The sequence below is a fragment of the Mycobacterium sp. OTB74 genome (assembly GCF_029892685.1).
Classification (GTDB): domain Bacteria; phylum Actinomycetota; class Actinomycetes; order Mycobacteriales; family Mycobacteriaceae; genus Mycobacterium.
The window spans coordinates 72,557-97,482 of sequence record NZ_JARXVD010000020.1 but is presented as its reverse complement, the minus strand read 5'-3'; the positions used below and the strand labels follow the sequence as shown (position 1 = coordinate 97,482).

Here is a 24,926-nt window from a genome sequence, read left to right as displayed (position 1 = left end):
GCGCCGTTGCAGTGCCGGGCTGGTTCGACGAGCCGCAGCCTGCCGAACCGATCGCCACCACCGAGAGCACCACCAGAGACATCCACAGTTTCGCCATGCGGGTCAACCTACCGGCGGCGCACAAAGGAATTCACAAAATGGCGTTAGCCCAGGCTGGCCGCGTTGAAGGTGTCGCATTTCTTCGGATCACCGGTCTGATAGCCAATGGTGAACCACTTCTGCCGCTCTGCCGAGGACCCGTGCGTCCAGGATTCGGGGTTGACCCGGCCCTGCATCTCCTTTTGAATCCGGTCATCGCCTACCGACGACGCCGCAGACAGTGCGTCGGCAATGTCCTTGTCGCTCAACGGCTGTAAGAACGGGACGCCGGTGCCCTCCTGCTTGGTGGTGGACGCGTAATGCGCCCAGACACCGGCATAGCAATCGGCCTGCAACTCGGTGCGCACGCCGTTGCCTTCGGCGCCGCCGGGCCCCTGCTGAGCCCGGCCGATATCGCCCAGCAGATCCTGCACGTGATGTCCGTACTCGTGCGCCACCACGTACTCCTGGGCCAAAGGTCCACCGCTGGAACCGAATTGGTCGACCAACGTCTGGAAGAAGGTGGTGTCGAAGTAGGCCGTCTTGTCACCGGGGCAGTAGAACGGCCCCACAGCGGTGGTCGCCGGGCCGCACGCGGTGTGCACGCTGTTGCTGAACAGCCGCATCTTCGGCGGCCGGTATCCCTTGAGCAACTGCGACCAAACGCCGTCGACCGAGTTGCCGGTGGCCACGATGCGGCATTCCAGATACTTGTTGGCGTCTGCGCCGGTCTTGCACTTGGTCAGATCGTAATTTGAGCCTCCGCCGGCCTCCTGGGACGTCGCTTGCCCCTGCTGAGGCAGCACTGTGCTCGGATCAACCCCGAGGAACAACGCAACCACCACAACAAGAAGTCCGCCGACACCGCCACCGATGGCGATCCCGCGGCCACCGCCGCCACCACTGGTCGAGGTGTTGCTCGTGTCGATCTGCATACCTTCGTTGAAGGTCATCACCGCTCCATCCGGGGCCTGGGAATCTCCTGCTTCCAAAGCTTTGCACACTAAGATTCAGCGCGTGGCCGTCCAGCCGGAAACGATCGACCGTTCGACCGTTGTGCAGACCGTCGCGGGGTTCTTACGCGGCACCACTGAAGGCGGGGTGGGGGTCTGGCGCGGCGTCGATTACGCCCAACAACCCGTCGGTGACCTCAGATTCCGCGCCCCACAACCGCTGATCCCGTGGACCGAAGTCCGGGAGGCCACCGCCCACGGGCCGATCCCGCCGCAAGGCAAATCCTTCGTGGGCGGCGGCCGTGACGATCCCAAGATGCGCGACGAGGCTTGCTTGACCGTCACCGTTTGGTCACCCGATGTACACGGCAGCCTGCCGGTGATGGTGTGGATACCAGGCGGTGCTTTTGTTTTCGGCGCCGGCCAGCTGCAGCTGTACAACGGATCACGGTTGGCGGCCAACGGCAACGTGGTGGTCGTGAATGTGACCTACCGGCTGGGGGTGTTCGGTGGGTTCGAGCTTGGTGACCTCGGCCCGGGGTTCGATGACAATCTGTGCCTGCGCGACCAGATTGCCGCGCTGCAGTGGGTGCGCGACAACATCGTGGCATTCGGTGGTGACCCGGGGCGGGTCACGGTGTTCGGTGAGTCGGCCGGCGCGACATCGGTGCTGGCGCTGTTGGCCAGCCCGGCTGCCGAAGGACTTTTCGGTCGGGCCATCGCACAGAGCCCGGCGCTGCCACTGATCGCGGGCCGAGAGAGCAGGGACCGGCAGGCCCACGAGTTCGTGCGGCGACTCGGCGTCGACGTCGACGAAATTCCGGAGCTGCCCCAGCGGCAGCTCCGGCGTACGGCCGGCAAATTGCAGACCGAGAGCGCGGTGAACACCCCGACGCTGGCCTACGGACTGACCTACGGCACCGAGTTGCTGCCCATACACCCCGTGGACGCTGCCCGGACCGGCGAGGTACACAAGGTGCCGCTGATCATCGGCACCAACAGCCGCGAGGCCTCGATGTTCGCCTGGGGTAAGCCACCCATGCTGCCCACCACGGTGCCGATGGTCGACGAATACTTCGCCCGAACAGATCCTGGCGCCAAAGACAACGTCCTGCATGCATATCCGAGTTACCCGCGGCGTAGCGCATTGATCGACTTCGGTTCCGACGTGATGTTCGGAGCGCCGACCTGGGCCTTCTCCGACGCATATAGTGCGCACGCGCCGACGCACGTGTACCGGTTCGACCACACCACCTGGACGCTGAAGGTGCTCGGCCTCGGCGCCACCCACGGCAGCGAGATCGTGCACATCCAGCACAGCTACGGCTCGTACCTGGGCCGGCTGCTGCACCCCCTGGGCCGTCAGGTGCAACCCTCAGTGGGCCGCCGGATGCAGCGCATGTGGCTGGATTTCGCCAGCGCCGGGGTTTCGGACTGGCCGGTTTATGACACCGATCAGCGCGCTACCCGTGTCATCACGTCGACCAAGGACGAGATTGTCGATGATCCCGACAAGGTCCGTAGGGCGGCGTGGGACGGGCTCTACTTGCCGTAACGCTTGTCTGCGTAGCGCCTCAGGTTGTGCAGGAAACGCTGGAACAGCCAACCCATCATCGGTCGGCCCAGATTCATGCCGATCTCGCCGGCCAGGCCGCTGGGCTTCATGGCCATCACCCAGGTCAGATGGCAGCCTTCCGGCGTCTCTTCGACGGTGTAGCCCTCGGCGAATGCCGAGATGGCGTTGGAGGTACTGGTGTTGAATCGAAACGCCATGTAGGAGAACGGTTCCCAGGCCAGGAACTCCTCCTCACCGGTGATGTGGCCACGCATTTTTACCGTGCGGGTGGTGCCGACGCCGTACGGCTTGGGGCTGGTCCACTCGACGTTGGTGATCACCGTTGCCCACTGCGGCCACGACGTCTCGTCGGCGAGCACGTCGAACAGTTGCTCGCGGGTGATCGCCAGATCGATCTTGCTGACGAACCGGAACGGTGCGCTGTCGATGAAATCCAGGCCGACGGGTTCGCACTGGTAGGTCTTCATGGGTAGACACCCTAAAGCAAGGTGTCTAGTGGTCGCCGGGGTCATATCACGTCAGCCCGACAGAGTTTATGCAGATCAGAGGCTTCTAAAGCCGACCAGAGATGTACCACCATGAGGTATAGACAGCCATTCGTACAGCCATTGGCTCTCACAAGCCCCCAGCAGATAGCGGTAGCCCCTGGAGGCTTTGAGCGCCATTGAACGGGCCGTCGGCAGCTCGCCGCGAAGCATCGCCTCGGTGCCTTTCACCCAGTTTTTCGCGTTGTCCAAGCTGGTGTTCTGGCTGGCCAGCCACGCCGAAAAGACTGTCGCGCTATCCACCGCGCGGTGGATAATCCACTTGGGGTAAATACGCCCAGCTCAGTGGAGAGCAAAATGAGACGCCTATCGCAGATCGCCGCCATCGTCGTCGGCCTCAGCCTGTTGGCCCCGGCGGTCGCAGTCGCCGGTCCCAACGACTGCGATAGCTATGCGGCCAACACCTGTGCACCGAGCGGGCCGCAAGGCGCAACCGCCCGTTGTCGCGACGGCTCTTACTCGTTCAGTCAGCACCCCACCGCCACCTGCTCCGGGCGGCACGGGGGCGTGTTGCAGTGGCTGACTGGCTAGGCCCGGTCGTTGATAGAGCTGATGGGCCACAAGGTTATTCCCCGGCAGACGCAAAGCTCATAGTGGGGTGCGTGCAAAGTGAGAACCTATTGTGAGAAAAGAAGCGAACACCATGACGAAGATCATCGCGGCGGCACTACTCGCCGCAGCCGCCGTCATATGCCCTGGCGTCGCGCACGCCGATTGCCGCGAAGGTTCCAGCTACACGAGCCAAGATTCAGGAATTACCTATCACTGCGTTGGTGGGCAATATTACGAAGGCCCGTACGGCGGCAGCGAGCCGCCAGGTGCCCCGTGCTTTTATTCGCCAGCTCACCCCGAGTGCCCGCCTGCAGGTTTAACACCACAGCAGCGCGAGAACTGGTGACCCGCGGTGCGGGTCTCTAGCCAGCAGCGCCCCTAACCGATTCGCGTCTCACTGATACCCGGATTTGGCAGCACGAGAAGAGAAAGCACCCGCGCTTTAGCCGCGAGGCGGTTCTGGGAAACGCTTTTACTGCGGAGCTAGTGAACGGGACGTCTCTCGGGTGTACCTTTACTAACGTTACGTCAACGCCAAACGGAGACAAGGAGATGGGGCGATGACACTAAAGCAACTCTTCGCCAAGGCAATAGTTGCCGGTGCCCTAGGCTTGACCGCCTTTGGACTGAATATCGGTGTGGCAAATGCGGATCCGCCATCTGCGCCGCCGATGCCTGACATTCCTGCGGCACCTGACATTCCTGCGGCACCTGACATTCCTGCGGCACCTGACATTCCCGCGGCGCTTGACATTCCTGCGGTGCCTGACATTCCTGCGGTGCCTGACATCCCGGCTATCCCGGCTATCCCGGCCATTCCGCAGATTCCACAGATTCCGCAACCATAAACGCCGAACCTTTGCATCCCCGCCTGATCCTCCGGGTTTGTCCCTCGGGCATGAGTGGTGTCGCCACCGACGATACGAGCTGCGCTTTCGCCGACAGCGAGCAAGTTTGAAGCGCCCCTACCGGGGTCTTGAAGCATTTTCGGTGCCGATTCGTGGCTCTACGCACTCCGACCTTGTGCGCTCTAACGGCTGTCACTCTGGAGGCTCCACCGCAGAGCGCGTGCGAGGCTGGACACGTACCGGCGTTCGTAACGCTCGCGTTCTCCTTCCGGCAGCTTGTTACGCTCCCGTAGAGCTGCGGACGGATGCAGGGCGAATAGGAGAGCAGGACCGTTGTCGATCCGCTTGCGCGGCGCGGTGAACGGCCAACGCAATTCTCGCGCTTCTGGATAGAGGTCCCGCAATGCTGTAGCGGCGACTTTCCCAAGGCAGATAATCAGCTTGGGAGAGACGGCTTTAAGTTCACGCTTGAGGCGCGGGGTTTCGCTAGCAATTTCCTGGCGCGTTAGCCGACGATTGTTGGTTGGGTGCCAGTCAACGACGTTGGTAGTGAACACTGCGTCTTTCGTTTTGCCAGCTTCCCGCAGGGCGCGGTCGAGCAACCGGCCACTGCCGCCATCAAACGGGATGCGCGACTTTTGAGGACCTAGACTCTCCCCAACGATGACCACCGGGGAATTAGGCGATCCCTTTTTAGCTGCTATCGCCACGGTTGACCTCAGCTATCATTCGCACAGCCTTGTCCAGTTTCTTTGTGACTTTAGCTTGTGCGTGGTCAAATCCCGGAACTCGTTCGGTGTCGTCTCGATGACGCACCCTCAGAATCGCTCTGGCACACCGGAAATGGCCCTGGTATCCCTAAGACTAATTGTGGATTTTTGTCCAGGGCTTTACTCCGCGCACTATGGAGCGGGCCCAGGGATGTCCCCTGCATGACACCCACCCTCCCTGTGCCGCAGTGGACAGCCATTGGGACAGCCATTGCCCAGGAATCCAGGGGGTATCTGGGTGTCCACCCATGTCGTCACAACGGCTCTACCTGCACAAATCCGACACCGGTGGACATCCCTGGACCCCGTGCACATAACAAGGTGTCTAGTGGGCCGCCTCGATTTTGGTCGGGTGGCGTTTGGGTCGACTGCCGGGTACTACGGCGTCCAAACCATGAGGTCCTGCATGCCGTTGTTCATGGTCACAGTGGTTGGCGGGGCGCCGGTGACGTCGAAGTGGATCTTGCCGGTCGATTGTGCGCCCTGCGGGATGGTCGCGCCGCTGATGTTCACCGGGCTGGCGACCTGCCACAATACCCGGTAGGCGGACTGGTTCGGCGCGACTGCATTGAACTGTGAAACGCCCGGGGTGACGGGGCCGTTGATGGCTCGGACGGTGGCCGTGGCCTCCCAGAGCTTTCCGGCGACCGGGTAGCCCGGCATGACGTCGGAGCTTGGCTTCAGGTCGCTGACCTTCCAGCCGAGGTTGACCTGGCCGACGCTGTCGGTCATGGTCAGTTCGGTTCCGAGCTTGCCTACGACGGGGTAGGCCGCTGATGCGATCGGTGCAGTGGTGCTTGTCATGATCCCCGCGGTCGCTACGGCCGCCACGATCATCCTGGTGATCTTCACTGTTGCCTCCTGGACGCTGGTATTGCTAAGTCATACGAATTACCGCGATCACACGAAATGCCACGTCATACGCATTACCACCGAACACCCCGGATGTGAATACCCTGGATGTACGAGGCGTTGTGCAGTCGCCCCAGGGAGGTGGACCAAGGCCACTGATGTCTGCGCGAAATCTCATCCGTCGTTCACCGCGGCGCGTCTTCCGCGACCGCCGAGATGCGGGGCGCGCAGTGGCCGGATTACTGACGGGATATCGCGGCAGAGCCGACGTCGTGGTGTTCGGATTGGCCCGGGGTGGAGTACCAGTGGCGTGGGAGGTCGCCGCTGCACTGGGCGCCCCGCTGGATGCCTTCATCGTCCGAAAGCTGGGTGCCCCTGGCCATGAGGAGTTCGCGATGGGCGCGCTAAGTGGTGGCGGCCGAATGGTCATCAACGACGAAGTGGTTCGGGCACTTGGGGTTTCGCCGCAACAGATGTCGGAGATCGTGGAGCGCGAAAGCCGCGAGCTGGTGCGGCGGGAGGCGCTTTACCGCGACGGCAGACCGCCGCTCGATATCAGGGGCAAGACGGTGATCATTGTCGACGACGGTGTGGCGACCGGGGCGAGCATGCTCGCCGCAGCTCAGGCAGTGCGCGAGGGTCATCCTGCACAGGTGGTGGTGGCCATACCCGTCGCCTCGGAGTCGAGCTGCCAGGAGCTCATGGGTGTCGCCGATGACGTCGTGTGCGCCAGCATGCCGTCGCCCTTCCGCGCTGTCGGTGAGTCGTTCTGGGATTTCCGCCAAGTGAGCGACGACGAAGTGCGCGAACTGTTGGCCACACCAACGCTGCCCGGCCGGTGAACCCGTGTCGGTGCCGTCTAGGAACGCACGATCAACACCGAGTAGCCGGCCTCCTCGGTGTGCGGGCCGATGATCGTGGGCAGGTCAGTGGCATCGTCGGCGCCGATCACCACGAGTTCTATGGATTCCGTCGGCTTTGCCATGAACAGGGCGATACCAGTTGTGACGGGCTTAGCGGTAATCTGCAGATCCGGGTAGCGCTCGCGCCACATTGCCACCCGGCGCGTCAGTTCTTGCCGCGAAGAAATCCCAGTCTCGGGCGCACATACTCCGACTGCGACGATGGGCAGGCTGCGCAATTGTGCTTCGGCCACGGCAGCCGCGATGACGTCGTCGTTCTCCGCGGAATCACCCACCCCCACCGAGATCGCGCCGTGCTCCGGGCGACGCCGCGGTACGGATCCGTGGATTACGGCAACGGAACAGTGCGCCCCTTCCGCGACTTCGGTGGCGGTGGAGCCTAGGCATGCTCGGGCAACGCGACCGATACCCACTGAACCGACGCAAAGCATCGCCGCGTGGTGAGATTCCGCTATCAACATCTGGGTAGGGCTACCTTCGAGGATGGCCGTTTCGATCTTGACCATCGAATCGGCGCCTTCGACGGCTTCTTGTGCTGCCCGCAGGCAGGTCTGCGCGTATTCGACGACCATCCAATCTGCAGGTCCGCAGATGCCCATAGGGGGCTGGACGCAACTGACCAGCCGTAGTGGTACGTCTCGCGCGACTGCTTCTTTCGCGGCCCAATGAGCTGCGTACACCGCTGCTGCCGACCCGTCGATTCCGACTACAACAGGGTCACCGGTGTGTGTGTCGCTTGTCATGACTCCTCCGATTCCGTTGTTGGACGCGGTTTGTAGTTGCGCGATCTTGGGAGCCGGAATGATGGTGGGGGCCAAATTCCAGTGCCAGCAGGACTGCCAGTGCGTGCGCCGCATGCAATGGCGGGAACAGTGCATATCGTTGCCGGTCCATGGCCTCGAATTTGCGCACATATCGATAAAGTGATTCGAGCTTGATGAATCGGTCGCCGAGGTGAGTCAAGACTCGGAGGGTGTGCAGCCCCGGTCGAGGTGCACTATTGGGGTCGAACAAATCCGGAAACGGTGCGAATGCCAGCGAAACACGCTGTGCACCATTATTTTTAGCCCACTGAATCATGTCGATGCTGAGGCGTTCATCAATGCCGTTCGGGGCGTTTCTGCGACGCCAGGGCAGATCCAGGCTGAGGTCGGTGCCGCCACCGGAACTGGCGTACCGATGAAATCCTTGTATCCGGCCGGCGCGATCTCGAGCGATAATGAGCCACACCCCCGGATAGCGACCCGACAGTGTGTCGCCGAGCATCATCGAGAATCCTCGTTCAATGTCTGCTGTCTTGCCCGACTCGAGCATCACGTCGTGCAACTCGTCGCGCAGGTGCTCATTCAGGCCGCTTTCGGCAACAACCTGCGTCGTGATACCGCAATTGTGGGTGCGTTGCACGGCTTGCCGAAGATTGCGTTTGCCGCGGCCGACCAGGTTGAACTGATTGACGTCGATCACCACGTCGCGTCCGATGGGCACCGCACAAAGACCCTTGGTTGTATCAGTTATGTTCTGCCACAACGGCAGCCGTTGATCAGATACACAGAGCACGGCAATCCGCCAGCCACGTAGCCGGCACAAGGTGGTGAACCGGTTGATCACCTCGACGTATCGCTCCGGGTCTCCGATCGGATCGCCCGCGGCGACGGCGTAACCGGCAAGTACCTCGTAACACAGGGCAGCGGTGGCGTCGACGCTGAAGACATAGCTGCGGCCGGATGCCATTGCAAACGGTGCCAGCGGGTCACCGTGGGTGTTCTCGATCAGTGACCAAATATCATGCTGGGCAGCATAATTTGAGCTTTCAGTTCGGGTATCAACCGTCCAATGGTGCGCCACTCGATCGGCCGGATCCATTGCACGCCTCCTCCGATCCGGACGCCGGTTGCTTCGGTTGTCACCGACTCTGCGCGCCGCTGGTACTGCGTGTCGAGGGCACAAAGTCCCGTTGAGGTGGCGCCGTCAGTCCCTAACTGACGACCGGCTCGAGCGGCTGGCTCTGGCCGGTGAAACAGGGACTTTCGGCCGTAGCACCGAACCGAGCAGATCCATAACGTCGACAGCATCAAATCCGCGACGTGGATGGAGGACATCGTGAGCGAATTATCTCCCCGCCCATACATTTTGGTCGGAATCGACGGATCGACGTCTGCGCTGCACGCGCTTGACTGGGCGGTCCGTGAGGCGCAATTGCGCAACCTGCCAGTGCGATTGGTCCATGCCGTGGATTACAGCAGCTTTGCGATGGGGTTCGACCCGGGTGTCTCGGAGAGTTTCTTCAAGCATCTGGAGGAGGCTGGCCAACGGTTCCTTGATGAAGCCAAGGAGCAGGTCCACGCAGTGGACTCTGCTGTTGAGGTGTCATCGGTGCGGTCTAGCGGTCGGCCTGCGCAGATACTGCTTGATCTGTCCAAGAGCGCATTCGTGACCGTCGTCGGGTCCAGCGGGCTGAACGGATTCACCGGGCTGCTCGCCGGGTCGGTGGCGGTGGCGCTGAGCGCGCACGGGCACAGTCCGGTCGTGGTGGTCCGCGCGCCGGGTGTACCGGTCGACGGTCCCGTCGTGGTGGGGATATGCGGGGCCCCCGAAAGTGAGGACGCGGTCGGTTGGGCGTTCGAGGAAGCCTCCATGCGCGGCGCAGACGTGGTGGCTGTTCACGTATCGCGGTTCACACCAGCCTTTTACTACAGCGAGCCGCCATGGGAAGATTTGATAGGAGCAGCCGGTGAGGAACAGCATCGGATGCTGTTGGCCGAACGGCTGGCCGGATGGCAAGAGAAATTCCCCGATGTCGCGGTACGTCGCATCGTGGTCACCGGAAATCCCGCGCAGGTACTGCTGAGCCATTCCCAGCACGCCCAATTGCTTCTGGTCGGCAGCCATGGCCACGGCGCGGCGGCCGGGCTCTTGCTCGGCTCAACGAGCCACCGTCTAATTCACCACGCGCCGTGCCCGGTGCTCATTGCCCGCCCTCATGCCCGGAAGTCATGACACCTGAAGCACCGCGGCGCCTGCGATACGCCCCGCGGCCAAGTCACTGAGCGCACGGTCGGCCTGGTCCAATGCATATGTCGGGGTGGTGACTTGGATGTGATGGTGGTCGGCGAAATCGAGGAATTCACGGGCGTCGGCGCGGGTATTCGAGCTGACCGAACGTACCTGCCGCTCTTGAAAGAGGTGACGCTGATAGTTGAGTACCGGGATGTCGCTGAGATGGATGCCGGCGATGGCCAAAGTGCCACCGCGGTCCAGCGCCTCAAGAGCGGGCAAGACCAATTCGCCTACAGGGGCAAAGAGAATCGCGGCATCCAAAGGCACCGGGGGTGGGTCAGCGGGGCCCTGCGCCGATGCCGCCCCCAACGCCAGAGCCAATTGCTGGGCGGCGTCACCGCGGGTCATGACATGTACTTCCGCGCCTTGGGCGAGTGCCACCTGGGCGGTGATATGTGCGCTACCGCCGAAACCGTAGATGCCGAGGCGACCGCCTGGAGGTAATTCGGCGCGTAGCAATGACCGGTAGCCGATAATTCCGGCACACAGCAGCGGAGCGAGTTCGGCATCGGAGTAGCCCGAAGGTAATCGGTGGACGTAATCGGCTGGCGCCGTGACGAATTCCGCGTAGCCACCGTCGGCATCCCACCCGGTGTATTGGGATTGCGGGCAGAGATTTTCCGCTCCTCGGACACAGAACCGACAGCGTCCGCAGGTGTGTCTGAGCCACGCCACCCCGACGCGGTCGCCGACCGCCAGGTCGTTGGTCGGTCGGTCACCGATGGCCACCACTTCACCCACGACTTCGTGGCCGGGAGTGACGTGGGGACGGTGCACTGGCAGATCGCCTTCAGCGACATGCAGATCGGTACGGCAGACGCCGCAGGCGCGGACCGCGACGAGCACCTCGCCATCAGCCGGCGCCACGACTTCTGCGCTGCCGAATTCCAGCGGCCGTTCGGCAATTGTTCCGGGAGTAGTTACCCGCCAAGTGCGCATCGTGGAGGTGATCATGATCGTGCTGCCGTCGCAACGGTTGGTGCGGATTCGATGTGGACTGTATCGTGCCGGGCGACGATCACCGGTGTGGTCGCCGCATGCACTACGGCGGAACTGACCGATCCCAGCAGCATGCCCGCCAAGCCACCGCGACCACGACTGCCGACGACCACCAGTTGGGCGGATTCGGACTGCGTGACCAGATGGCGGGCCGGATGATCTCGCACGATGCAATAGCGTACGGCGACTTCGGGATACCGTTCTTGATACGGCGTCAGAAGTTCCACCAGTCGATGTTCTGCGTCAGTGCTTGCGGCCCACCATGGAACCGGGGTGATTTCGGGGATCTCGGCATCGCCGCATGCATGCAGGGCAATCAGTTCGACGTCGCGGGCTGCTGCTTCTTGGAAGGCCAGCTCGACGGCCGGTACTGAACCAGGCGAGCCGTCGACACCCAACAGGATCGGCGCATGGACCGGAAGGGACGGAGCCTGCGCGTTGATCAACGCGACTGGACAATGCGCGTGGTGCACAAGTGCTGTGCTCACCGATCCCAAAAGCAGCCGGTCGAATGCGCCCATGCCCCTGGTGCCCAGCACCATCATGTCAGCGCGAGTACTCAACTCGACCAGTGTCGGGACGACGGGGCCGAACGGAATTTCGGTGTGGATCTGTAGCTCCGAGTCACCCGCGATGCTGCGTGCCGTCTGCGCGGCCTTGTCCAGTGCCCGTCGGGCCCGGACCTCTTGCCACTCTGTCAGGTCTCGGGGCATCACCGGCGTCGACATTCCGATGCCGGGGTAGCCGGTGATCAGTGGACTGACGACGACTACCAAAGTCAGTTGTTGATGGCGAAGCATCGCATCACCAACGGCCCACCGCAGCGCAGCGTCGCTGTCGGCCGACCCGTCGATTCCGACCACGATGCCCGGAATAGCAGCGGTTGACATGGTTCCATGGTGTCCGGCACCGAGTGTGTGGCGCTAGTGACCAAGGTCACCGGCGAGCATTCTGTTGGCTTGGGCCCAAGGGCTCTAACGCCGTTGCCGATCCGTTCGTAGCGTTGAACGAATGTCTCATCAGCATTCCGAGGATGACGATACAACAGATGTATTGTCCGACAATCAAATCCGCGCATTGACTGCGGCGCAGCGGCGTGCCCTCATCAGGCGATTGCAGCGCCCGATAGACGACGTGGTGCCCACTGGCTATGCCTCGACGCTGAGGCGCGCGCACTTGGGTTTGATGATCGGTGGGGCGGTTTTCATGACCCCCTGGATCGTGTATTTGGCATTCACCTTGCCGCGGACGCACATGGTCCGGAACTGGTCGTTGATGTGGGTGGGCTTCGACTGTCTGCTGGTGGTGTTCATGGCCGTCACGGCAGTTTTGGCGTGGTTGCACCGCTACTTGTTGGTGTTCGCGGCGTTCACCACCGGAATCCTGTTGCTCTGCGACGCGTGGTTCGACGTGATGACCGCGAGTGCCGGCGAGTTGCGCACCACGGTAGTCACCGCCGTTCTGGGCGGGCTGCTTGCCGCGGTCCTCATGGCTGGAGCGGCGAGCTTGGTTCGGGTCAACGCCGGCCGGTTGTGGCAGCTGGAACCGGGAGAGTCGTTGTGGCACTTGCCATTAATGTATCCGTGACATGAGCGTACCGGGCGACTTATCCTTCCGCGCGACGGCACCCGCAGCGCGGACAGCGGGCCCCTGAAGCGAATGCTCTTGGGGCCCACTGGATTCAGCTAGCTACCCGCGGCGATGGTGATGTGTTTCTCGGTGGGCTGGTTCTGCGAAACGCCAACCGAAACGGTGAGGATTCCTTTGTCGTAGCTGGCCTTGATGTCGTTCTCGTCGGACCCGACAGGCAGCGAGACCGAGCGAACGAATGAGCCGTAGCTGAACTCTGATCGGCCGTGTTCGTGTGACTCCTCAGTGCGTTCAGCCTTGATGGTCAGTTGTCCGTCTCGGACGGTGACGTCGACATCCTTGGCCGGATCGATGCCGGGGATTTCTGCGCGCACTTCGTAACGGCCGTCCTTCATCGCGTCCTCCAACCGCATCAGGCGCGTGTCCAGCACTGGGCGCAGCCCGGCGAACGAAGGAAAGGACATGAAGAAATCGGAAAGGTCCGGCAGGAGCGAGTGTTCACGCCGAACGATGTGTGAAGTGGTCATGGATAGGCTCCTTGATCGATCGATCGTTTGGGACACCTCGATAGGACCACCACCGAGTGCGGCCTTGTAGGGCAAGAAGTCCCGGCTTCAACGGGTCCTTGGCTATGTAGGTATGGGCAGTCAAGAATCGGCGCTGATCCACTGACGTGCCTGGTCGGCATCGGCCTCGGAGAATGCTCGGTATTGGCCGGGCCACAGGAAGCCGAGCACTGCGCTCGCCTTTGCGATGTGCTGCGCCCACGCGACGTCGGTTACTACAGCGCAGCGGTCCCAGTCGAAGAAATGGCGGAACCCGACCTTCTGATCCTCCCAGACCGCGAGGGGCTCGAAACTATCCAGATCTTTGGCGATCTCGACGTATATGCGAATCTTCTGGTGCCGCCGCAGTCGATCTTCGAGATCGGGGATGAGCACTGTGTCATAGTCCGACTTGGTTACGTCCCCGTGGTAGGCAAACGCGACCACGTTGTCCGGGAATGCGTCCAGCAATTTGATCATGTGCATTCCTCGAGTCGAAGTGACTTGTGTTCGCGATCAGCTTTTCTGACCCGACCCGCCAGGCGTAGGGGCCAAAGACACTTGGTGGTTTGGGTAGCGCGGCAGCGTTGATGTATCGCCGCACTATGGACGCCCAACGAACCGCGGCTCGAGAAGGTGCGGAGTCATCGATTCCGACCAGGACTCAGAATCGGCCCTTGCGCGTTCTCATTCGGATCGTCGCTTCGGTCGGGCGTCGCCTGGTCGCAAGGTGCCGCTGGGAGTTCCGCGTTGTGACAGTCCAACACCCGATCCACCAAGTTTCGTAGTGAGTCGCCGTTATCGGCCACCCGGGCCAGGCCGCGATTGCGGAGAAACCCCTCGACTCGACGATCGATTGACCAGTTGATGAACTCGACGCTGGCGTATGGCGAGGTGAGGAATTGGTTCGCTAGTACCTTCACATCTGCTGCAGCCGGCATGCTCGTCCTTCTTGATCATTGGCAATGAGGTCCGGAGGTCGTCCAGGGATATCGTGGCGAACCGGCACACCCTGTCGTAGGGCCAGAGGTCACCCAGCTCAAGGATCGATACCCCTGTGCCGCACCCAGATCAGATGGTGGGTCCCGGTATGTAGCCCCGGTCGACCGTGGTCGCCGAACGGTTGCCAGGTGGCTGTGCGGCCATCGCTACCGAACGCCGGCGAAGGCTATCGATGTCGGCGATCTCAAACCTGCCGGGGGCCGTGACGATCCATCCGCGTGCAACGAAGTTCGCCAGCGCCTTGCTGACCGCCTCCTTGGGCATGCCGGTCAGCTCGGCGAACTCCTGGCGGGTCAAACCGTGTGGAACGAGCAGCGCACCGTCCGCGGTGTTCCCGAGATGTTCTGCGAGCGTGACCAATTGACGGGCGACCCGGCCAGTGATGTCGTCAGATGCCAGCAGGGCGATATCAACTTCGCGATTGCGGACTTCGTGCGCCAGGGCCTGCAGCCATCGCCGGGCGAGTTGCGGACGTTGTTTGAGCAGCCTGTGCAACGCGGCCGTGTTCAACCAGGCGGTCCGTACCAGGCTCTGGCAGGTCGCGGTGTAACAATGGGGTCCTCCGTCGAATACCGCAGCGGTGTCGAGAATGTCGCCGGGGCCCAGCAGCATCCGTACGGTTCGGCGCCCGTGTGGCAGTGCCGCGGACATCTTGACGGTTCCCGAAATGATCACGTAGACGCGGTTGGCGGACTGGCCTTCGACGAAAATCTGGTGCCCTGACGGAAAGTCGTTGAGGTGTAACGACGGTGCGAGCCCACTCAACCCCAAAAGGACGTCTACCGTCATACGGTCGTTCACCAACCAGCTCTTGCGTAGTGCGTCCTTCCAATCGACGCGGGAACTTGACGATGTTGTGGACCCGATCCTGCGACCGCTGGACACTCGATCCGACACGTGTTTAGGGTGCGTGCCAGATCTGGCAGCGTTGCCGGACGTGACCGCATCGTCTTGGCGGGCTCCGCTTCCCACCAGGTTTGAATCCGGTAGACATTGTCGGCGCATGACGTGAGACTAGGTCTGTTTCGGACGGTGGGATAGGGACGTTTGGCCTCGCCTAGGCATTCCGCCTGCGCAACTACTTGCAGCGCGACTCGCTCGCGATGAAATTGACGAGGTCGAAATCTCGACTGCATCCTTGGGGACCAAAGTCCCTTTCGCAAAGGATATTTGGTCGGAATAGAACTGGTCACAGGTTAGTCAGAGGTGGGTACCTCGGCCCCTAGGCCGGCATAGCCGGGGGTGACGTGATCGATCGGTAAAGACATTCTGGAGATGGTCGCCATGAGGACACAAGCCGGCGTGCGCTGGCCGGTCACTCCGCGGCGGCGATCCACTCCTGCGCCTGCTGAACCTGGCCTGCCGGAAATTGGCGAATTTGCGCGGCTACGAAATGGTTGGCCAGGTGCTGAGCCACGCCGACGGCAGGGGAGTCGGTGACGACAGCGATCTTCTTGACGTGCTTGTGATGATCGTGCACGAAGCGGACGTGATTCACCAGCGCACCAAAACTGTCCCACCCCGGAAAGTGCGGTGCGTCGATGATCAGTCCGGTGAGATCACCACCCTCTTTGATCACCGGGTCGACGGTATCTGCTAGCTCAGCGAAGTCGCTTGAGCTCAACGGTGATTGCGGTCGGACGGTCAGGATCGAGTTGGTTGCGTCCCATTGGTGTTCCATCATGTCTGCTCCCTGAAGTGAGGATGGCGCCACCATCATCTGTTGCAGTGTGCCAATCGGCAACAGTCAAAAGTCACTACTTATTGCAGACTCTCGGTGTTCATCGCCGACTGACCAGAGGGTGGTAGTGGAGCGACAGCGATGCCGCGTATGTGTTTGTGCCGCCGATAATTCCCGATTGACCTCCTCATCGATCTCCTCGCGTCGGCGCAGACTGCCCGATGTGACTCTTGTCCCTATCGCGTCTGCACCTCGAGCTCGATGATGGCAATGACCACATAGTCTGACAACGTGTCGGCGCTGTGACGTGGATGGAGTATCCAGTGGAGCATTGCGCGCAGGATCCGAAGGGCGGCATAGCCGATTATCGGCCGTCATCGTGGGGGTGGCGCGACGGCGCGGTGAGCGTCCGCGGCGGCTACCAGCGGAAGTCGGAGCTCACCGATGCACTGGAGTGCTACGGCGAAATCACCACCTTGATCGCTACCCGCCAGCTGGTGCTGTTGGTGGATTTCGACGGGACGCTGTCTCAGATCGTCGATGATCCGGATACTGCCACGCTGATGCCTGGCGTCGCTGCAGTACTCGAATCGCTGGCATCCCGCTGTCCGGTTGTCGTTATGAGCGGTCGCGCTCTCGCCGATGTACGGGCGCGGGTCGGCTTGCCGGGCATCTGGTATGCGGGTAGTCACGGTTTCGAACTGTGCGCGCCGGATGGCAGCCAGCACAACTATGAGGCGGCCGTCGCCTCCGTCGATGCACTCGCGTGTGCGGCAGAGCAGCTCTGTCATCGCCTAGCCACCGTGGAGGGTGTCCGGGTGGAGAACAAGCAGTTTTCGGTGGCGGTGCACTACCGGAACGTCGAATCCGCACGGGTGGCAGAAGTGACCGCCGCGGTGCGAACCATTGCTCAGCACAACGGTGTTCGGGCTACAGCGGGGCGCAAGATCATCGAGTTGCGCCCAGACATCGACTGGGACAAAGGCTCGACCGTGCAGTGGGTTCTTGACCACATCAACGGCGAAGCACCGCTGCTGCCAATCTACATCGGCGACGACCTGACTGATGAGGACGGTTTTGACGCCGTGCGCCGGGACGGGATCGGTATCGTGGTGCGCCACGACGACGACGGCGACCGACCATCATCGGCACGTTTCGCCCTCGATGATCCTGATGCGGTACGCCAATTCGTCGAACGATTGCTCACCCAACTTGTTGAAGAAGGGGATCCCTTTAGCAACCCATGGACATTGACGTTCGGTGGATACCAACCCGAGGATGAGAAGCTACGAGAGGCGTTGTGCACCACGGGTAATGGTTACTTCGCTACCCGTGGCTGCGCGCCCGAAGCCAACTTGGGCGTAACCCACTATCCCGGCACGTATGTAGCGGGGGTGTTCAACCGGCTGACCGACAACGTTGCGGGTGTCACGGTCGACAACGAAAGCATGGTCAACATGCCCAACTGGTTGCCGCTGACCTTTCGCATCGACGGAGGTGCATGGTTCGACCTTGACGAGGCAAACCTGTTGTCCTATCAGGTCACCGTCGATTTGAGGCGTGGCGTACTAATACGTGAAATACGGATCAAGGATGGTCAAGGCCGCGTCGTCGCCGTAACCGAGCGCAGGTTCGCTGCCATGCATCTGCCCCACGTGGGTGCGTTGCAGACCACGATTTGTGCCGAGAACTGGTCGGGCAGGATCGAATTCCGGTCCATGATCGACGGCGACACGAGCAATTCGTTGGTCGCGCGATATCGGCAGTTGCAGGGCAAGCACCTCATGGTGACCGACATGCGTGAGCTGTCCACCGACTCGGTGCTGTTGATGGCCGAAACCATCCAGTCCCGCGTACGTATCGCAGTCGCCGCGCGCACTACATTGTGGCGCAATGGTTCCCGCGCTGCTGCGGACTATCGACCCGTTCAAGATAACCAGCGCATCGGTCATGACGTTGCCGTGGACTTGATGTCTGGTCAGTCGGTGACGGTGGAGAAGGTCGCGACTCTGTTCACCGGGCATGATCGGGGCATGTCGGAGCCCGCGGACGAGGCCATGGGCGAACTGAACCGGCACGGTCGCTACGGCGACCTCGAATACGGACACCGCCTAGCGTGGGCCCACTTGTGGGAGCTCTACAACATCGACATGGCGCATGACGCTGACGTATTGCGCATTGTGCGACTGCACCAATTCCATATCCTGCAAACGCTTTCGCCGCACACCGCCGAACTCGACGTCGGTGTGCCTGCCCGCGGCCTGCACGGTGAGGCATATCGAGGTCACGTGTTCTGGGACGAGCTATTTGTCTTCCCGATCGTGAATATGCACCTACCAAAGGTGACTCGCGCGCTACTGGGCTACCGCTACCGCCGGTTGCCAGCCGCACGTCGGGCGGCCCGCGGGGCGGGTTACGCCGGGGCGATGTTTCCCTGGCAGTCGGGCAGCAATGGCCGCGAAGAAAGCCAGCGGATGCATCTCAATCCGCAATCGGGCCGGTGGAAGCCCGATCCCAGCGCGCGTGCCCACCATGTCGGCCTCGCCATCGCCTACAACATCTGGCAGTACTACCAAGTGACCGGCGACCTCGGGTTCTTGGTCGACTACGGTGCGGAAATGCTGGCCGAGATTGCTCGGTTCTGGGTCAGTCTGGCCAGTTTTGACGACGTCCGGCAACGCTACGTGATCTGCGGTGTGATTGGACCTGACGAGTTCCATTCCGGGTACCCCGGCCGCGAGGATGACGGCATTGACAACAACGCCTATACCAACCTGATGGCCGTCTGGGTGATCCTACGAGCGTTGCACGCACTCGAACGCATCCCGATGCACTACCGGCTGGCGCTACTGGAGACCCTCGGGATCAACGACGACGAGCTGTCCCGTTGGGAGGATGTCACAGTGCGCATGTTCGTGCCGTTTCACGACGGCGTGATCAGCCAGTTCGAAGGGTACGAGGATCTGCGCGAGCTTGACTGGGACTTCTACCGCAGCCGGTACGACAACCTGAGGCGACTCGACCGAATACTGGAAGCCGAAAACGACAGTGTCAACAACTACAAGGTCTCCAAACAAGCCGATGTTTTGATGTTGTTCTATCTGTTGTCTGCCGACGAACTGCGTGACCTTACCGACCGTCTCGGCTATCTGTTCGCGCCCGAACAAATCCCCAAGACCGTCGACTATTACCTGGCTCGCACTTCGCATGGCTCAAGCTTGAGCGCCGTCGTGCACTCGTGGGTGCTGGCACGTGGCAACCGTCATCTGGCAATGCAGTACTTCTCCCAGGCGCTGCTATCGGATATCGAGGACGTCCAAGGCGGCACAACTGCCGAGGGCATCCACCTGGGCGCGATGGCCGGCAGTATCGACTTGCTTCAACGCTGTTTCACCGGGCTGGAACTGCGTGGTGACCGCCTCGTCCTGGGTCCGCACTGGCCTGAGGCGCTGGGCAAACTAGAGTTCGTATTCCGCTATCGTGGCCACCGCCTGCGGCTGCGCATCTTCGGCAGAAGCTCGGTTCTCAGCGCCGAACACGGTGACGCCGCACCGATCGACGTCGAATGCCGCGGCCGCGTTCAACAGTTGAGAGCCGGAGCCACCATTGAGTTCAGCCAGTGAGCTCTACTTTGTGGGGTCTCGATTCAACTGAACTGGTGACGTTGTGCCTCTGCAATGGGCCATTTGGCCGTTGGTGTAGCCACGCCGCGGGGCGAACGATTGTCGCATGAACTCGACGCTGCGGGGTCTAGCCGGACCTTTGGGGCCGTTGCTGATTCGGTCTTCGTGGTGCGTGAATGACACTGCCCGCCAGTGTGACAGCGATTCAGAGAATGCCTACCGACAGACCGATCCAGGCGAGTGTGAATGGATTTCACTATGAAAACAACGATTTACGTTCGGGACCTGTCGACACTTCGGGTCGCCGATGCGGACGACGCCGGTGGTAAGGGAGCCAATCTGGGCGAGCTAGTGGCGGCCGACCTACCTGTGCCACCCGGATTTGTGTTGCTCCGCAACTGTTATCGGGACACCATGCAGGCGGCCGGAGTCGCACATGAATTAGCTGCCTTGCACAGCAAGGCTCTGGGATGTGTCGACGATACCGTGCGGTTGGGTGAGTTGTGCTGCCGCATGCAGGATCTCGTGAACAGGACGGAACTTCCTGACGATATTCGCCGCGAGGTGAACAGTGCCTACGCTCGGCTTGGGCCCGCTGCCTCGGTGGCGGTGCGGTCATCGGCAACCGGCGAAGACGGGCGCGACGCCTCATTCGCGGGAATGAACGCCACCCTGACTAATGTCACTGGTGAGCAAGAACTCATGGTAGCGATCCACCGATGCTGGGCCTCGCTGTTCACCCCGCGGGTGATCACCTACCGCGCCAGCCACGGTTTCGCTTGCGAGCCGGCGATGGCAGTCGTTGTGCAGCAGATGATTTGCGCCCAGCGTGCTGGCGTGGCGTTCACCGCCGATCCTGCGACCGGGGACACATCGCGCGTGGTTGTCGAAGCCGCGTTCGGGCAGGGCGAGGTAGTGGTATCCGGAAGGGTCGAACCTGATACTTATGTGATCGACAAGAAGACACTGGCGGTTCTGGATCGAAGGATCGGTCACAAGGCGGTCAAGATCGTGCGTGGTGCGGACGGACACGATGTCACGGTCGATTTGCTCGAAGAACAAGCCCGAGCTTCCGTGCTCAACGACACGGAGCTTCAGTCGATTGCCGGACTTGCGGTTCTTGCCGAACAGCACAGCTGTTGGCCTCAGGATGTGGAATGGGTGATCGCCGACGGAGCGACGTGGCTGGTGCAGGCCAGACCGATAACCACGCTGCACCCGCTAAAAACGACAGCTGCCGTCCCAGTCGACGCCAAGGTGCTGGTCCGTGGTCTGCCAGCTGCTCCCGGTCTGGCGAGCGGACCCGTGCGAGTCCTGGACGATCCCACGGCAGGCTCACAGCTTGTCGACGGCGAGATTCTCGTGGCGCCGATGACCAGCCCTGATTGGTTGCCGACGATCCGGCGCGCCGCGGCGCTGGTCACCGAGACGGGCGGAATGACCTGCCATGCTGCGATCGTGGCCCGTGAACTCGGTGTTCCGTGCGTGGTCGGCGCCGGATCGGCGACGAAGACGTTGCGACTCGGCGAGATGGTGACGGTCGATGGTGCCCGTGGCGAAGTACGCGCCGGAGTGGTTCCGTCAGCTCCCCAGATTTCTCCGGTTCCGCACCAACGGACCGAATCACCCGCGGTGTCGACCGGCACGAAAATCTATGTGAATCTTGCGATTCCGCGCGCAGCAGAAGCGGCAGCCGCTCTTGACGTTGACGGGGTCGGGCTGCTGCGAGCTGAGTTGATGCTCACCGACGCTCTGCATGGTGTGCATCCACGCAAACTGATCGCTGATGGTGAACAGCAGCGGTTGATCTCGGCGCTCAGTGCCGCGATCGGTACGATCGCGGCCGCGTTTTTCCCACGCCCAGTCGTATATCGCGCAACCGACTTCCGCAGCAATGAGTTTCGAGCGTTGTCCGGTGGTGAGCAATACGAACCGGTGGAGCGCAACCCGATGATCGGATACCGGGGTTGTATGCGTTACGTCCAAGAACCTGAGCTGTTCAGGATGGAGTGCGAGGCGCTGGCGAAGGTACGGGAACGCTACAACAACGTCCATCTGATGATCCCTTTTGTGCGAACTGGGTGGGAATTGGAGAGATGTTTGCAGTTGGTCGATTCCAGCCCATTGGGCCGGCAACGTCGCCTGCATCGGTGGGTAATGGCCGAGGTACCGTCAGTCGTGCATTGGCTGCCTGAATACATCGGCATGGGTATCGACGGGGTATCCATCGGCAGCAACGATCTGACCCAACTGATGCTGGGGCTGGACCGTGACTCCGATCTGTGCGCCGACGAGTTCGACGAATCAGATCCAGCGGTCCTCGATGCGATTGCGACGATCATCGGTACCGCGCGGCGAATGGGAATCACATCATCGCTGTGTGGGCAGGCTCCGTCGACCAACCCGGCATTCGCCGAACACCTGGTGCGGATGGGAATTACGTCGATCTCCGTCAATGCCGACGCGGTTGGCGCGACGCGGCGCAGCGTCGCTGCAGCGGAACGTGCACTGCTGCTTGAGGCAGCGCGACGTCATCCCGCCGGTGGGTCGCGCCGACGGGATCGCGGACGGTAGTTCGCCATTGAAAATCTGGATGGAGTTCGGTGTCGGTTGCAAGGTAGCCGTTGTGACACAGATAATTTCGACTAGGAACAGCTACAGGCGCCATGACGTGTGCGGCGGACTCTCAACGCCCGCCTGCGAGAACTCCCATCGGGTCGGCATAGCATGAATCTGGATCAACCGTTACCTGCGTGGCTGAAGTCGAACCTGCGACCCGTGACCCGAATCGGACGGATTCGTACCCAGTGATCCTTGGGCGTCGTGGTCCATGGACGTAATCCAGAGCCGGCCGCTTCGGTGATTTCCGCGTCAGTGCGGAGGGCACGGGCAATTCCTTTCACAATCACGCTCCAGCCTTCGGTCGCAGTATGTCCGTCAGCCTCGAACAACACGTGGCTGTTGATGGCAGCGCTCACCAACTTGGTACCTTGCGCCGTGCTGAACAGCACAGTCTGGCCCTGCACCGCAAAATTGAGCGGAAAGATCTCAGGCTCACCGTCCACACTGGTGACCAGTCTTCCCAGCGCGGTTGTGGCGAGAAGTGCCCAGCAATCGGATTCGGAAAGAATCGTGACTGAATTTGTCTCTGTTTGCATATCTGTGACGTTAGCGTTTGAGGATGGGTCCGGAACGGGCCGTAAGTCATTTCTTTTCAGCGTATTTGGGCCCGAACGCCTGGACGCCACCCCAAAGCACGACAACCTGAGGGTGCGTGTGCTGAAATCGCTTTATGTTGTCGGCTTGGCAAGATGGTGCGTGCGAATTGCTCCGCCGGCCTTCGGGCTGGTGATCGGCCGGCGGAGTCGCTCGAATGCGGTTATGATCGCTAACCCCTCAGGCGCTGGTCGAACAAAGACTCTGTGGCGACCCGATGAAGTTTCGGCGTCGATGAATACGGCTCTCCGCAACCGGTGTAGTGTCACACCGGCAGGATTGCGCGGGTGGAGGTGCGGGCAATGACCGACACCGAGAGTGCAACCGGGTCGGTATTTTCCCGGTTGAGTAGGCGAGGCGTGTCCGCCCAGATGCGCGAAGAGCTCGATGAGCTTGTTGCGGGGCGCGATCAGATGGAATCACTGCTAAGAGTCATAGTCGACATCGGTTCGGATCTGGATCTGAACAGCATGCTGAACCGGCTCATCGATGCGGCGATCGGCCTTACTGGGGCGCGCTACGGTGCGCTGGGCGTCCGGGCAGCCGACGGCACCCTTGACGCGTTCCTATTTGATGGGATCGACGCCGAGTTACAAGCCCGCATCGGGCATTTGCCGGTGGGCAAAGGCCTGTTGGGCGTGCTGCTGGACCGTAGCGAGCCGCTGCGCGTCGATGATCTGACCCAGCACCTGGCGGCGGTGGGCTTCCCTGAGCATCACCCGCCGATGCGGGCATTTCTTGGCGTGCCCATCACGATCCGCGGACAGGTGTACGGCAGTCTCTATGTCACCGACGACCGGCCCGGGCGTGTATTCAGCGAATCCGACGAAAACGCCGTGCGAGCATTGAGTTCGGCAGCCGGAGTGGCGATTGACAATGCCCGGCTGCGGGATTCAGCTCGCTGGATCGCGGCCAGCCGTGAAATCACCTCCGCTCTGTTGTCCTCGGCCTCGTCAGAGCAGCCGCTAGAGATGATCGCCGAGCGTGTCCACGAACTCACTGACGCCGAACAGGTGGTTGTTTTCATCCCGACTGACACGGATGACTCATCTGAAGAGGCCGACGCACTGACCGTCGTCACCGCCGTGGGCCGGCACAGTTCCGATCTGCCAATCGGCTATCAGGTACCGATTGACGGATCGACCAGTGGCCAAGTGTTCCGCACCGGAACCCCGGTGATCACCGACACCTTCCAGTATCGGAAACCGTCGTTTACCGACCTGGGAGAACGACCGGCCATCGCAGTGCCACTGTGTGCCCGCGATCATGTGACCGGCGTTCTCGCGGTGGCTCGCGGTGTTGATCGTCCCCGGTTCACCCGCGACGACCTGAATTGGTTGGTTGACTTCGCCAACCACGCGGTAATGGCGCTGACTTTGGCCGAAGCGAGCGAGCAAGCCCGTGAGCTGACCATTCTTGCCGATCGTGAACGGATCGCTCACGATCTACATGACCATGTAATCCAGCGCATCTTCGCCGCCGGAATGGATCTCCAAGGTACCGTGGCCCGGGTCCACTCACCGCAGATCATTACGCGGCTCACCCGCACCATCGATGAACTGCAATCAACCATCAGCGAGATCCGCACCGCCATCTTCCACCTTCAATCGCCGCCGGGTACCACAAGTTTCCGGGAGCGACTTCAGAGCACAGTGGCTGAATTGACGGAACACTGTGAGCTGGCCACGACGGTACGCATTCTGGGTCCACTGACCGTTCTGAGTCCTGCGCTCGCCGATCACGCTCTGGCGGTCATCGTCGAAGCGATCAGTAACGCGTTGCGTCATTCCGGCGCTAGCGCCCTGACCGTTGAGGTCGCCGTAGCCGAAGACCTGACGATCAATATCACCGACAATGGCTGTGGTATCCCTGTGGATAACCAACGTCGCAGTGGCCTGGACAACATGACCCGCCGTGCGCAAGAACTCGGCGGTACCTGCGATATTCTCAGCCCCGAGTCAGGGGGAACCCAAGTCCGCTGGTCTATCCCGCTATAGCTCGAACCATGACGCTGGCCCCGAGACCCGATTCGGTAGGACACTTCGGCGACTTCTGTCGGTCTGGGTCAGCCGCTCGTCCCGCGTGGTCGGGCAAGGTGTAATCGGTTCCGTTGCAA

The 24,926-nt window shown here is 61.6% G+C and carries 22 protein-coding genes and 1 pseudogene; 9 read left to right on the top strand and 14 right to left on the bottom strand.

All coding sequences use genetic code 11. The features are described 5' to 3' along the window. Window positions 1-143: 143 nt before the first annotated feature. Window positions 144-1,031, bottom strand: a complete 888-nt coding sequence (locus tag M2432_RS22945) for a neutral zinc metallopeptidase (protein ID WP_280829141.1) — start codon at window positions 1,029-1,031, stop codon at window positions 144-146. Between M2432_RS22945 and M2432_RS22940 the strand changes: the two genes are divergently transcribed. Next, window positions 952-2,586, top strand: a complete 1,635-nt coding sequence (locus M2432_RS22940) for a carboxylesterase/lipase family protein (RefSeq protein ID WP_280829140.1) — start codon at window positions 952-954, stop codon at window positions 2,584-2,586. The two genes, M2432_RS22945 and M2432_RS22940, sit on opposite strands and share 80 nt — an antisense overlap. On the opposite strand, the gene M2432_RS22935 is transcribed toward M2432_RS22940, so the two are convergent. Both M2432_RS22935 and M2432_RS22930 read right to left on the bottom strand, forming a co-directional pair. Next, window positions 2,574-3,074, bottom strand: coding sequence for an SRPBCC family protein (locus M2432_RS22935; protein WP_280829139.1), 501 nt, complete (start codon window positions 3,072-3,074; stop codon window positions 2,574-2,576). The genes M2432_RS22940 and M2432_RS22935 overlap by 13 nt on opposite strands. 75 nt (window positions 3,075-3,149) lie before the next feature. Next, window positions 3,150-3,395, bottom strand: coding sequence for a hypothetical protein (locus M2432_RS22930; protein ID WP_280829138.1), 246 nt, complete (start codon window positions 3,393-3,395; stop codon window positions 3,150-3,152). Window positions 3,396-3,449: 54 nt separating this feature from the next. On the opposite strand from M2432_RS22930, the gene M2432_RS22925 reads away from it, so the two are divergent. Together M2432_RS22925 and M2432_RS22920 are read left to right on the top strand one after the other, a co-directional pair. Beyond that, window positions 3,450-3,683: a DUF3761 domain-containing protein gene (locus tag M2432_RS22925; RefSeq protein WP_280829137.1), complete on the top strand. Its 234-nt coding sequence runs from the start codon at window positions 3,450-3,452 to the stop codon at window positions 3,681-3,683. Between the two features lie 581 nt (window positions 3,684-4,264). Next, window positions 4,265-4,552: a hypothetical protein gene (locus tag M2432_RS22920; RefSeq protein WP_280829136.1), complete on the top strand. Its 288-nt coding sequence runs from the start codon at window positions 4,265-4,267 to the stop codon at window positions 4,550-4,552. 182 nt (window positions 4,553-4,734) lie between these two features. Here M2432_RS22920 and M2432_RS22915 read toward each other — a convergent pair whose 3' ends face one another. Beyond that, window positions 4,735-5,262 (bottom strand): uracil-DNA glycosylase family protein, encoded by a 528-nt coding sequence (locus M2432_RS22915; protein WP_280829135.1) that lies wholly within the window; start codon window positions 5,260-5,262, stop codon window positions 4,735-4,737. Between the two features lie 438 nt (window positions 5,263-5,700). Then, complete coding sequence (locus M2432_RS22910; RefSeq protein ID WP_280829134.1) at window positions 5,701-6,174, bottom strand: MPT63 family protein; 474 nt, start codon at window positions 6,172-6,174, stop codon at window positions 5,701-5,703. A gap of 158 nt (window positions 6,175-6,332) precedes the next feature. Between M2432_RS22910 and M2432_RS22905 the strand changes: the two are divergent. Beyond that, window positions 6,333-7,001: pseudogene (locus M2432_RS22905) on the top strand (phosphoribosyltransferase); the annotation flags it as partial. 32 nt (window positions 7,002-7,033) lie between these two features. Here the strand turns inward: M2432_RS22905 and M2432_RS22900 are convergent. Both M2432_RS22900 and M2432_RS22895 read right to left on the bottom strand, forming a co-directional pair. Further along, on the bottom strand, window positions 7,034-7,840 hold the full coding sequence (locus tag M2432_RS22900) for a universal stress protein (RefSeq protein ID WP_280829133.1): 807 nt from the start codon (window positions 7,838-7,840) through the stop codon (window positions 7,034-7,036). Further along, the gene (locus tag M2432_RS22895) at window positions 7,815-8,960 is read right to left on the bottom strand and encodes a phosphatidylglycerol lysyltransferase domain-containing protein (RefSeq protein ID WP_280829132.1); all 1,146 of its coding nucleotides are present in this window, start codon (window positions 8,958-8,960) and stop codon (window positions 7,815-7,817) included. Before M2432_RS22895 ends, M2432_RS22900 begins: the two co-directional genes overlap by 26 nt. 237 nt (window positions 8,961-9,197) lie before the next feature. On the opposite strand from M2432_RS22895, the gene M2432_RS22890 reads away from it, so the two are divergent. Next, window positions 9,198-10,094, top strand: a complete 897-nt coding sequence (locus M2432_RS22890; RefSeq protein ID WP_280829131.1) for a universal stress protein — start codon at window positions 9,198-9,200, stop codon at window positions 10,092-10,094. Here the strand turns inward: M2432_RS22890 and M2432_RS22885 are convergent. Continuing rightward, complete coding sequence (locus M2432_RS22885; protein ID WP_280829130.1) at window positions 10,089-11,108, bottom strand: zinc-binding alcohol dehydrogenase family protein; 1,020 nt, start codon at window positions 11,106-11,108, stop codon at window positions 10,089-10,091. The two genes, M2432_RS22890 and M2432_RS22885, sit on opposite strands and share 6 nt — an antisense overlap. Next, window positions 11,105-12,043 (bottom strand): universal stress protein, encoded by a 939-nt coding sequence (locus M2432_RS22880; protein ID WP_280829129.1) that lies wholly within the window; start codon window positions 12,041-12,043, stop codon window positions 11,105-11,107. Before M2432_RS22880 ends, M2432_RS22885 begins: the two co-directional genes overlap by 4 nt. Window positions 12,044-12,164: 121 nt before the next feature. On the opposite strand from M2432_RS22880, the gene M2432_RS22875 reads away from it, so the two are divergent. Beyond that, window positions 12,165-12,740 carry a hypothetical protein gene (locus M2432_RS22875; RefSeq protein WP_280829128.1) on the top strand — a complete coding sequence of 192 codons (576 nt, stop codon included), beginning with the start codon at window positions 12,165-12,167 and terminating at the stop codon, window positions 12,738-12,740. A 98-nt stretch (window positions 12,741-12,838) separates the two neighbouring features. Here M2432_RS22875 and M2432_RS22870 read toward each other — a convergent pair whose 3' ends face one another. The 4 genes from M2432_RS22870 to M2432_RS22855 all read right to left on the bottom strand — a co-directional run bounded on the left by M2432_RS22870 (window position 12,839) and on the right by M2432_RS22855 (window position 15,974). Beyond that, window positions 12,839-13,270 (bottom strand): Hsp20/alpha crystallin family protein, encoded by a 432-nt coding sequence (locus M2432_RS22870; RefSeq protein WP_280829127.1) that lies wholly within the window; start codon window positions 13,268-13,270, stop codon window positions 12,839-12,841. 120 nt (window positions 13,271-13,390) lie between these two features. Continuing rightward, window positions 13,391-13,768 carry an STAS/SEC14 domain-containing protein gene (locus M2432_RS22865; protein ID WP_280829126.1) on the bottom strand — a complete coding sequence of 126 codons (378 nt, stop codon included), beginning with the start codon at window positions 13,766-13,768 and terminating at the stop codon, window positions 13,391-13,393. A gap of 591 nt (window positions 13,769-14,359) precedes the next feature. Then, complete coding sequence (locus tag M2432_RS22860; RefSeq protein WP_280829125.1) at window positions 14,360-15,079, bottom strand: Crp/Fnr family transcriptional regulator; 720 nt, start codon at window positions 15,077-15,079, stop codon at window positions 14,360-14,362. A gap of 526 nt (window positions 15,080-15,605) precedes the next feature. Then, window positions 15,606-15,974, bottom strand: coding sequence for an STAS/SEC14 domain-containing protein (locus tag M2432_RS22855; RefSeq protein ID WP_280829124.1), 369 nt, complete (start codon window positions 15,972-15,974; stop codon window positions 15,606-15,608). 308 nt (window positions 15,975-16,282) lie between these two features. On the opposite strand from M2432_RS22855, the gene otsB reads away from it, so the two are divergent. Both otsB and ppsA read left to right on the top strand, forming a co-directional pair. Continuing rightward, window positions 16,283-19,594: a trehalose-phosphatase gene (otsB, locus tag M2432_RS22850; protein ID WP_280829123.1), complete on the top strand. Its 3,312-nt coding sequence runs from the start codon at window positions 16,283-16,285 to the stop codon at window positions 19,592-19,594. 258 nt (window positions 19,595-19,852) lie between these two features. Then, complete coding sequence (gene ppsA / locus M2432_RS22845; RefSeq protein ID WP_280829122.1) at window positions 19,853-22,168, top strand: phosphoenolpyruvate synthase; 2,316 nt, start codon at window positions 19,853-19,855, stop codon at window positions 22,166-22,168. Between the two features lie 164 nt (window positions 22,169-22,332). On the opposite strand, the gene M2432_RS22840 is transcribed toward ppsA, so the two are convergent. Then, window positions 22,333-22,752: a pyridoxamine 5'-phosphate oxidase family protein gene (locus M2432_RS22840; protein ID WP_280829121.1), complete on the bottom strand. Its 420-nt coding sequence runs from the start codon at window positions 22,750-22,752 to the stop codon at window positions 22,333-22,335. A 429-nt stretch (window positions 22,753-23,181) separates the two neighbouring features. On the opposite strand from M2432_RS22840, the gene M2432_RS22835 reads away from it, so the two are divergent. After that, entirely contained in the window at window positions 23,182-24,807 is a 1,626-nt protein-coding gene (locus tag M2432_RS22835) for a GAF domain-containing sensor histidine kinase (protein WP_280829168.1), read from the top strand. Window positions 24,808-24,926 lie beyond the last annotated feature (119 nt).

Bases quoted from the DNA above. Each gene is read 5' to 3' on its own strand.
- M2432_RS22925 (WP_280829137.1), top strand. From the start codon at position 3,450: ATGAGACGCCTATCGCAGATCGCCGCCATCGTCGTCGGCCTCAGCCTG.
- M2432_RS22895 (WP_280829132.1), bottom strand. From the start codon at position 8,960: ATGGATCCGGCCGATCGAGTGGCGCACCATTGGACGGTTGATACCCGA.
- M2432_RS22885 (WP_280829130.1), bottom strand. From the start codon at position 11,108: ATGATCACCTCCACGATGCGCACTTGGCGGGTAACTACTCCCGGAACA.
- ppsA (WP_280829122.1), top strand. From the start codon at position 19,853: ATGAAAACAACGATTTACGTTCGGGACCTGTCGACACTTCGGGTCGCC.
- M2432_RS22870 (WP_280829127.1), bottom strand. From the start codon at position 13,270: ATGACCACTTCACACATCGTTCGGCGTGAACACTCGCTCCTGCCGGAC.
- M2432_RS22860 (WP_280829125.1), bottom strand. From the start codon at position 15,079: ATGACGGTAGACGTCCTTTTGGGGTTGAGTGGGCTCGCACCGTCGTTA.
- M2432_RS22945 (WP_280829141.1), bottom strand. From the start codon at position 1,031: ATGACCTTCAACGAAGGTATGCAGATCGACACGAGCAACACCTCGACC.
- M2432_RS22865 (WP_280829126.1), bottom strand. From the start codon at position 13,768: ATGATCAAATTGCTGGACGCATTCCCGGACAACGTGGTCGCGTTTGCC.
- M2432_RS22880 (WP_280829129.1), bottom strand. From the start codon at position 12,043: ATGTCAACCGCTGCTATTCCGGGCATCGTGGTCGGAATCGACGGGTCG.
- M2432_RS22840 (WP_280829121.1), bottom strand. From the start codon at position 22,752: ATGCAAACAGAGACAAATTCAGTCACGATTCTTTCCGAATCCGATTGC.
- M2432_RS22920 (WP_280829136.1), top strand. From the start codon at position 4,265: ATGACACTAAAGCAACTCTTCGCCAAGGCAATAGTTGCCGGTGCCCTA.
- M2432_RS22900 (WP_280829133.1), bottom strand. From the start codon at position 7,840: ATGACAAGCGACACACACACCGGTGACCCTGTTGTAGTCGGAATCGAC.
- M2432_RS22835 (WP_280829168.1), top strand. From the start codon at position 23,182: ATGCGCGAAGAGCTCGATGAGCTTGTTGCGGGGCGCGATCAGATGGAA.
- M2432_RS22875 (WP_280829128.1), top strand. From the start codon at position 12,165: ATGTCTCATCAGCATTCCGAGGATGACGATACAACAGATGTATTGTCC.
- M2432_RS22935 (WP_280829139.1), bottom strand. From the start codon at position 3,074: ATGAAGACCTACCAGTGCGAACCCGTCGGCCTGGATTTCATCGACAGC.
- otsB (WP_280829123.1), top strand. From the start codon at position 16,283: ATGGAGTATCCAGTGGAGCATTGCGCGCAGGATCCGAAGGGCGGCATA.
- M2432_RS22940 (WP_280829140.1), top strand. From the start codon at position 952: ATGGCGATCCCGCGGCCACCGCCGCCACCACTGGTCGAGGTGTTGCTC.
- M2432_RS22855 (WP_280829124.1), bottom strand. From the start codon at position 15,974: ATGATGGAACACCAATGGGACGCAACCAACTCGATCCTGACCGTCCGA.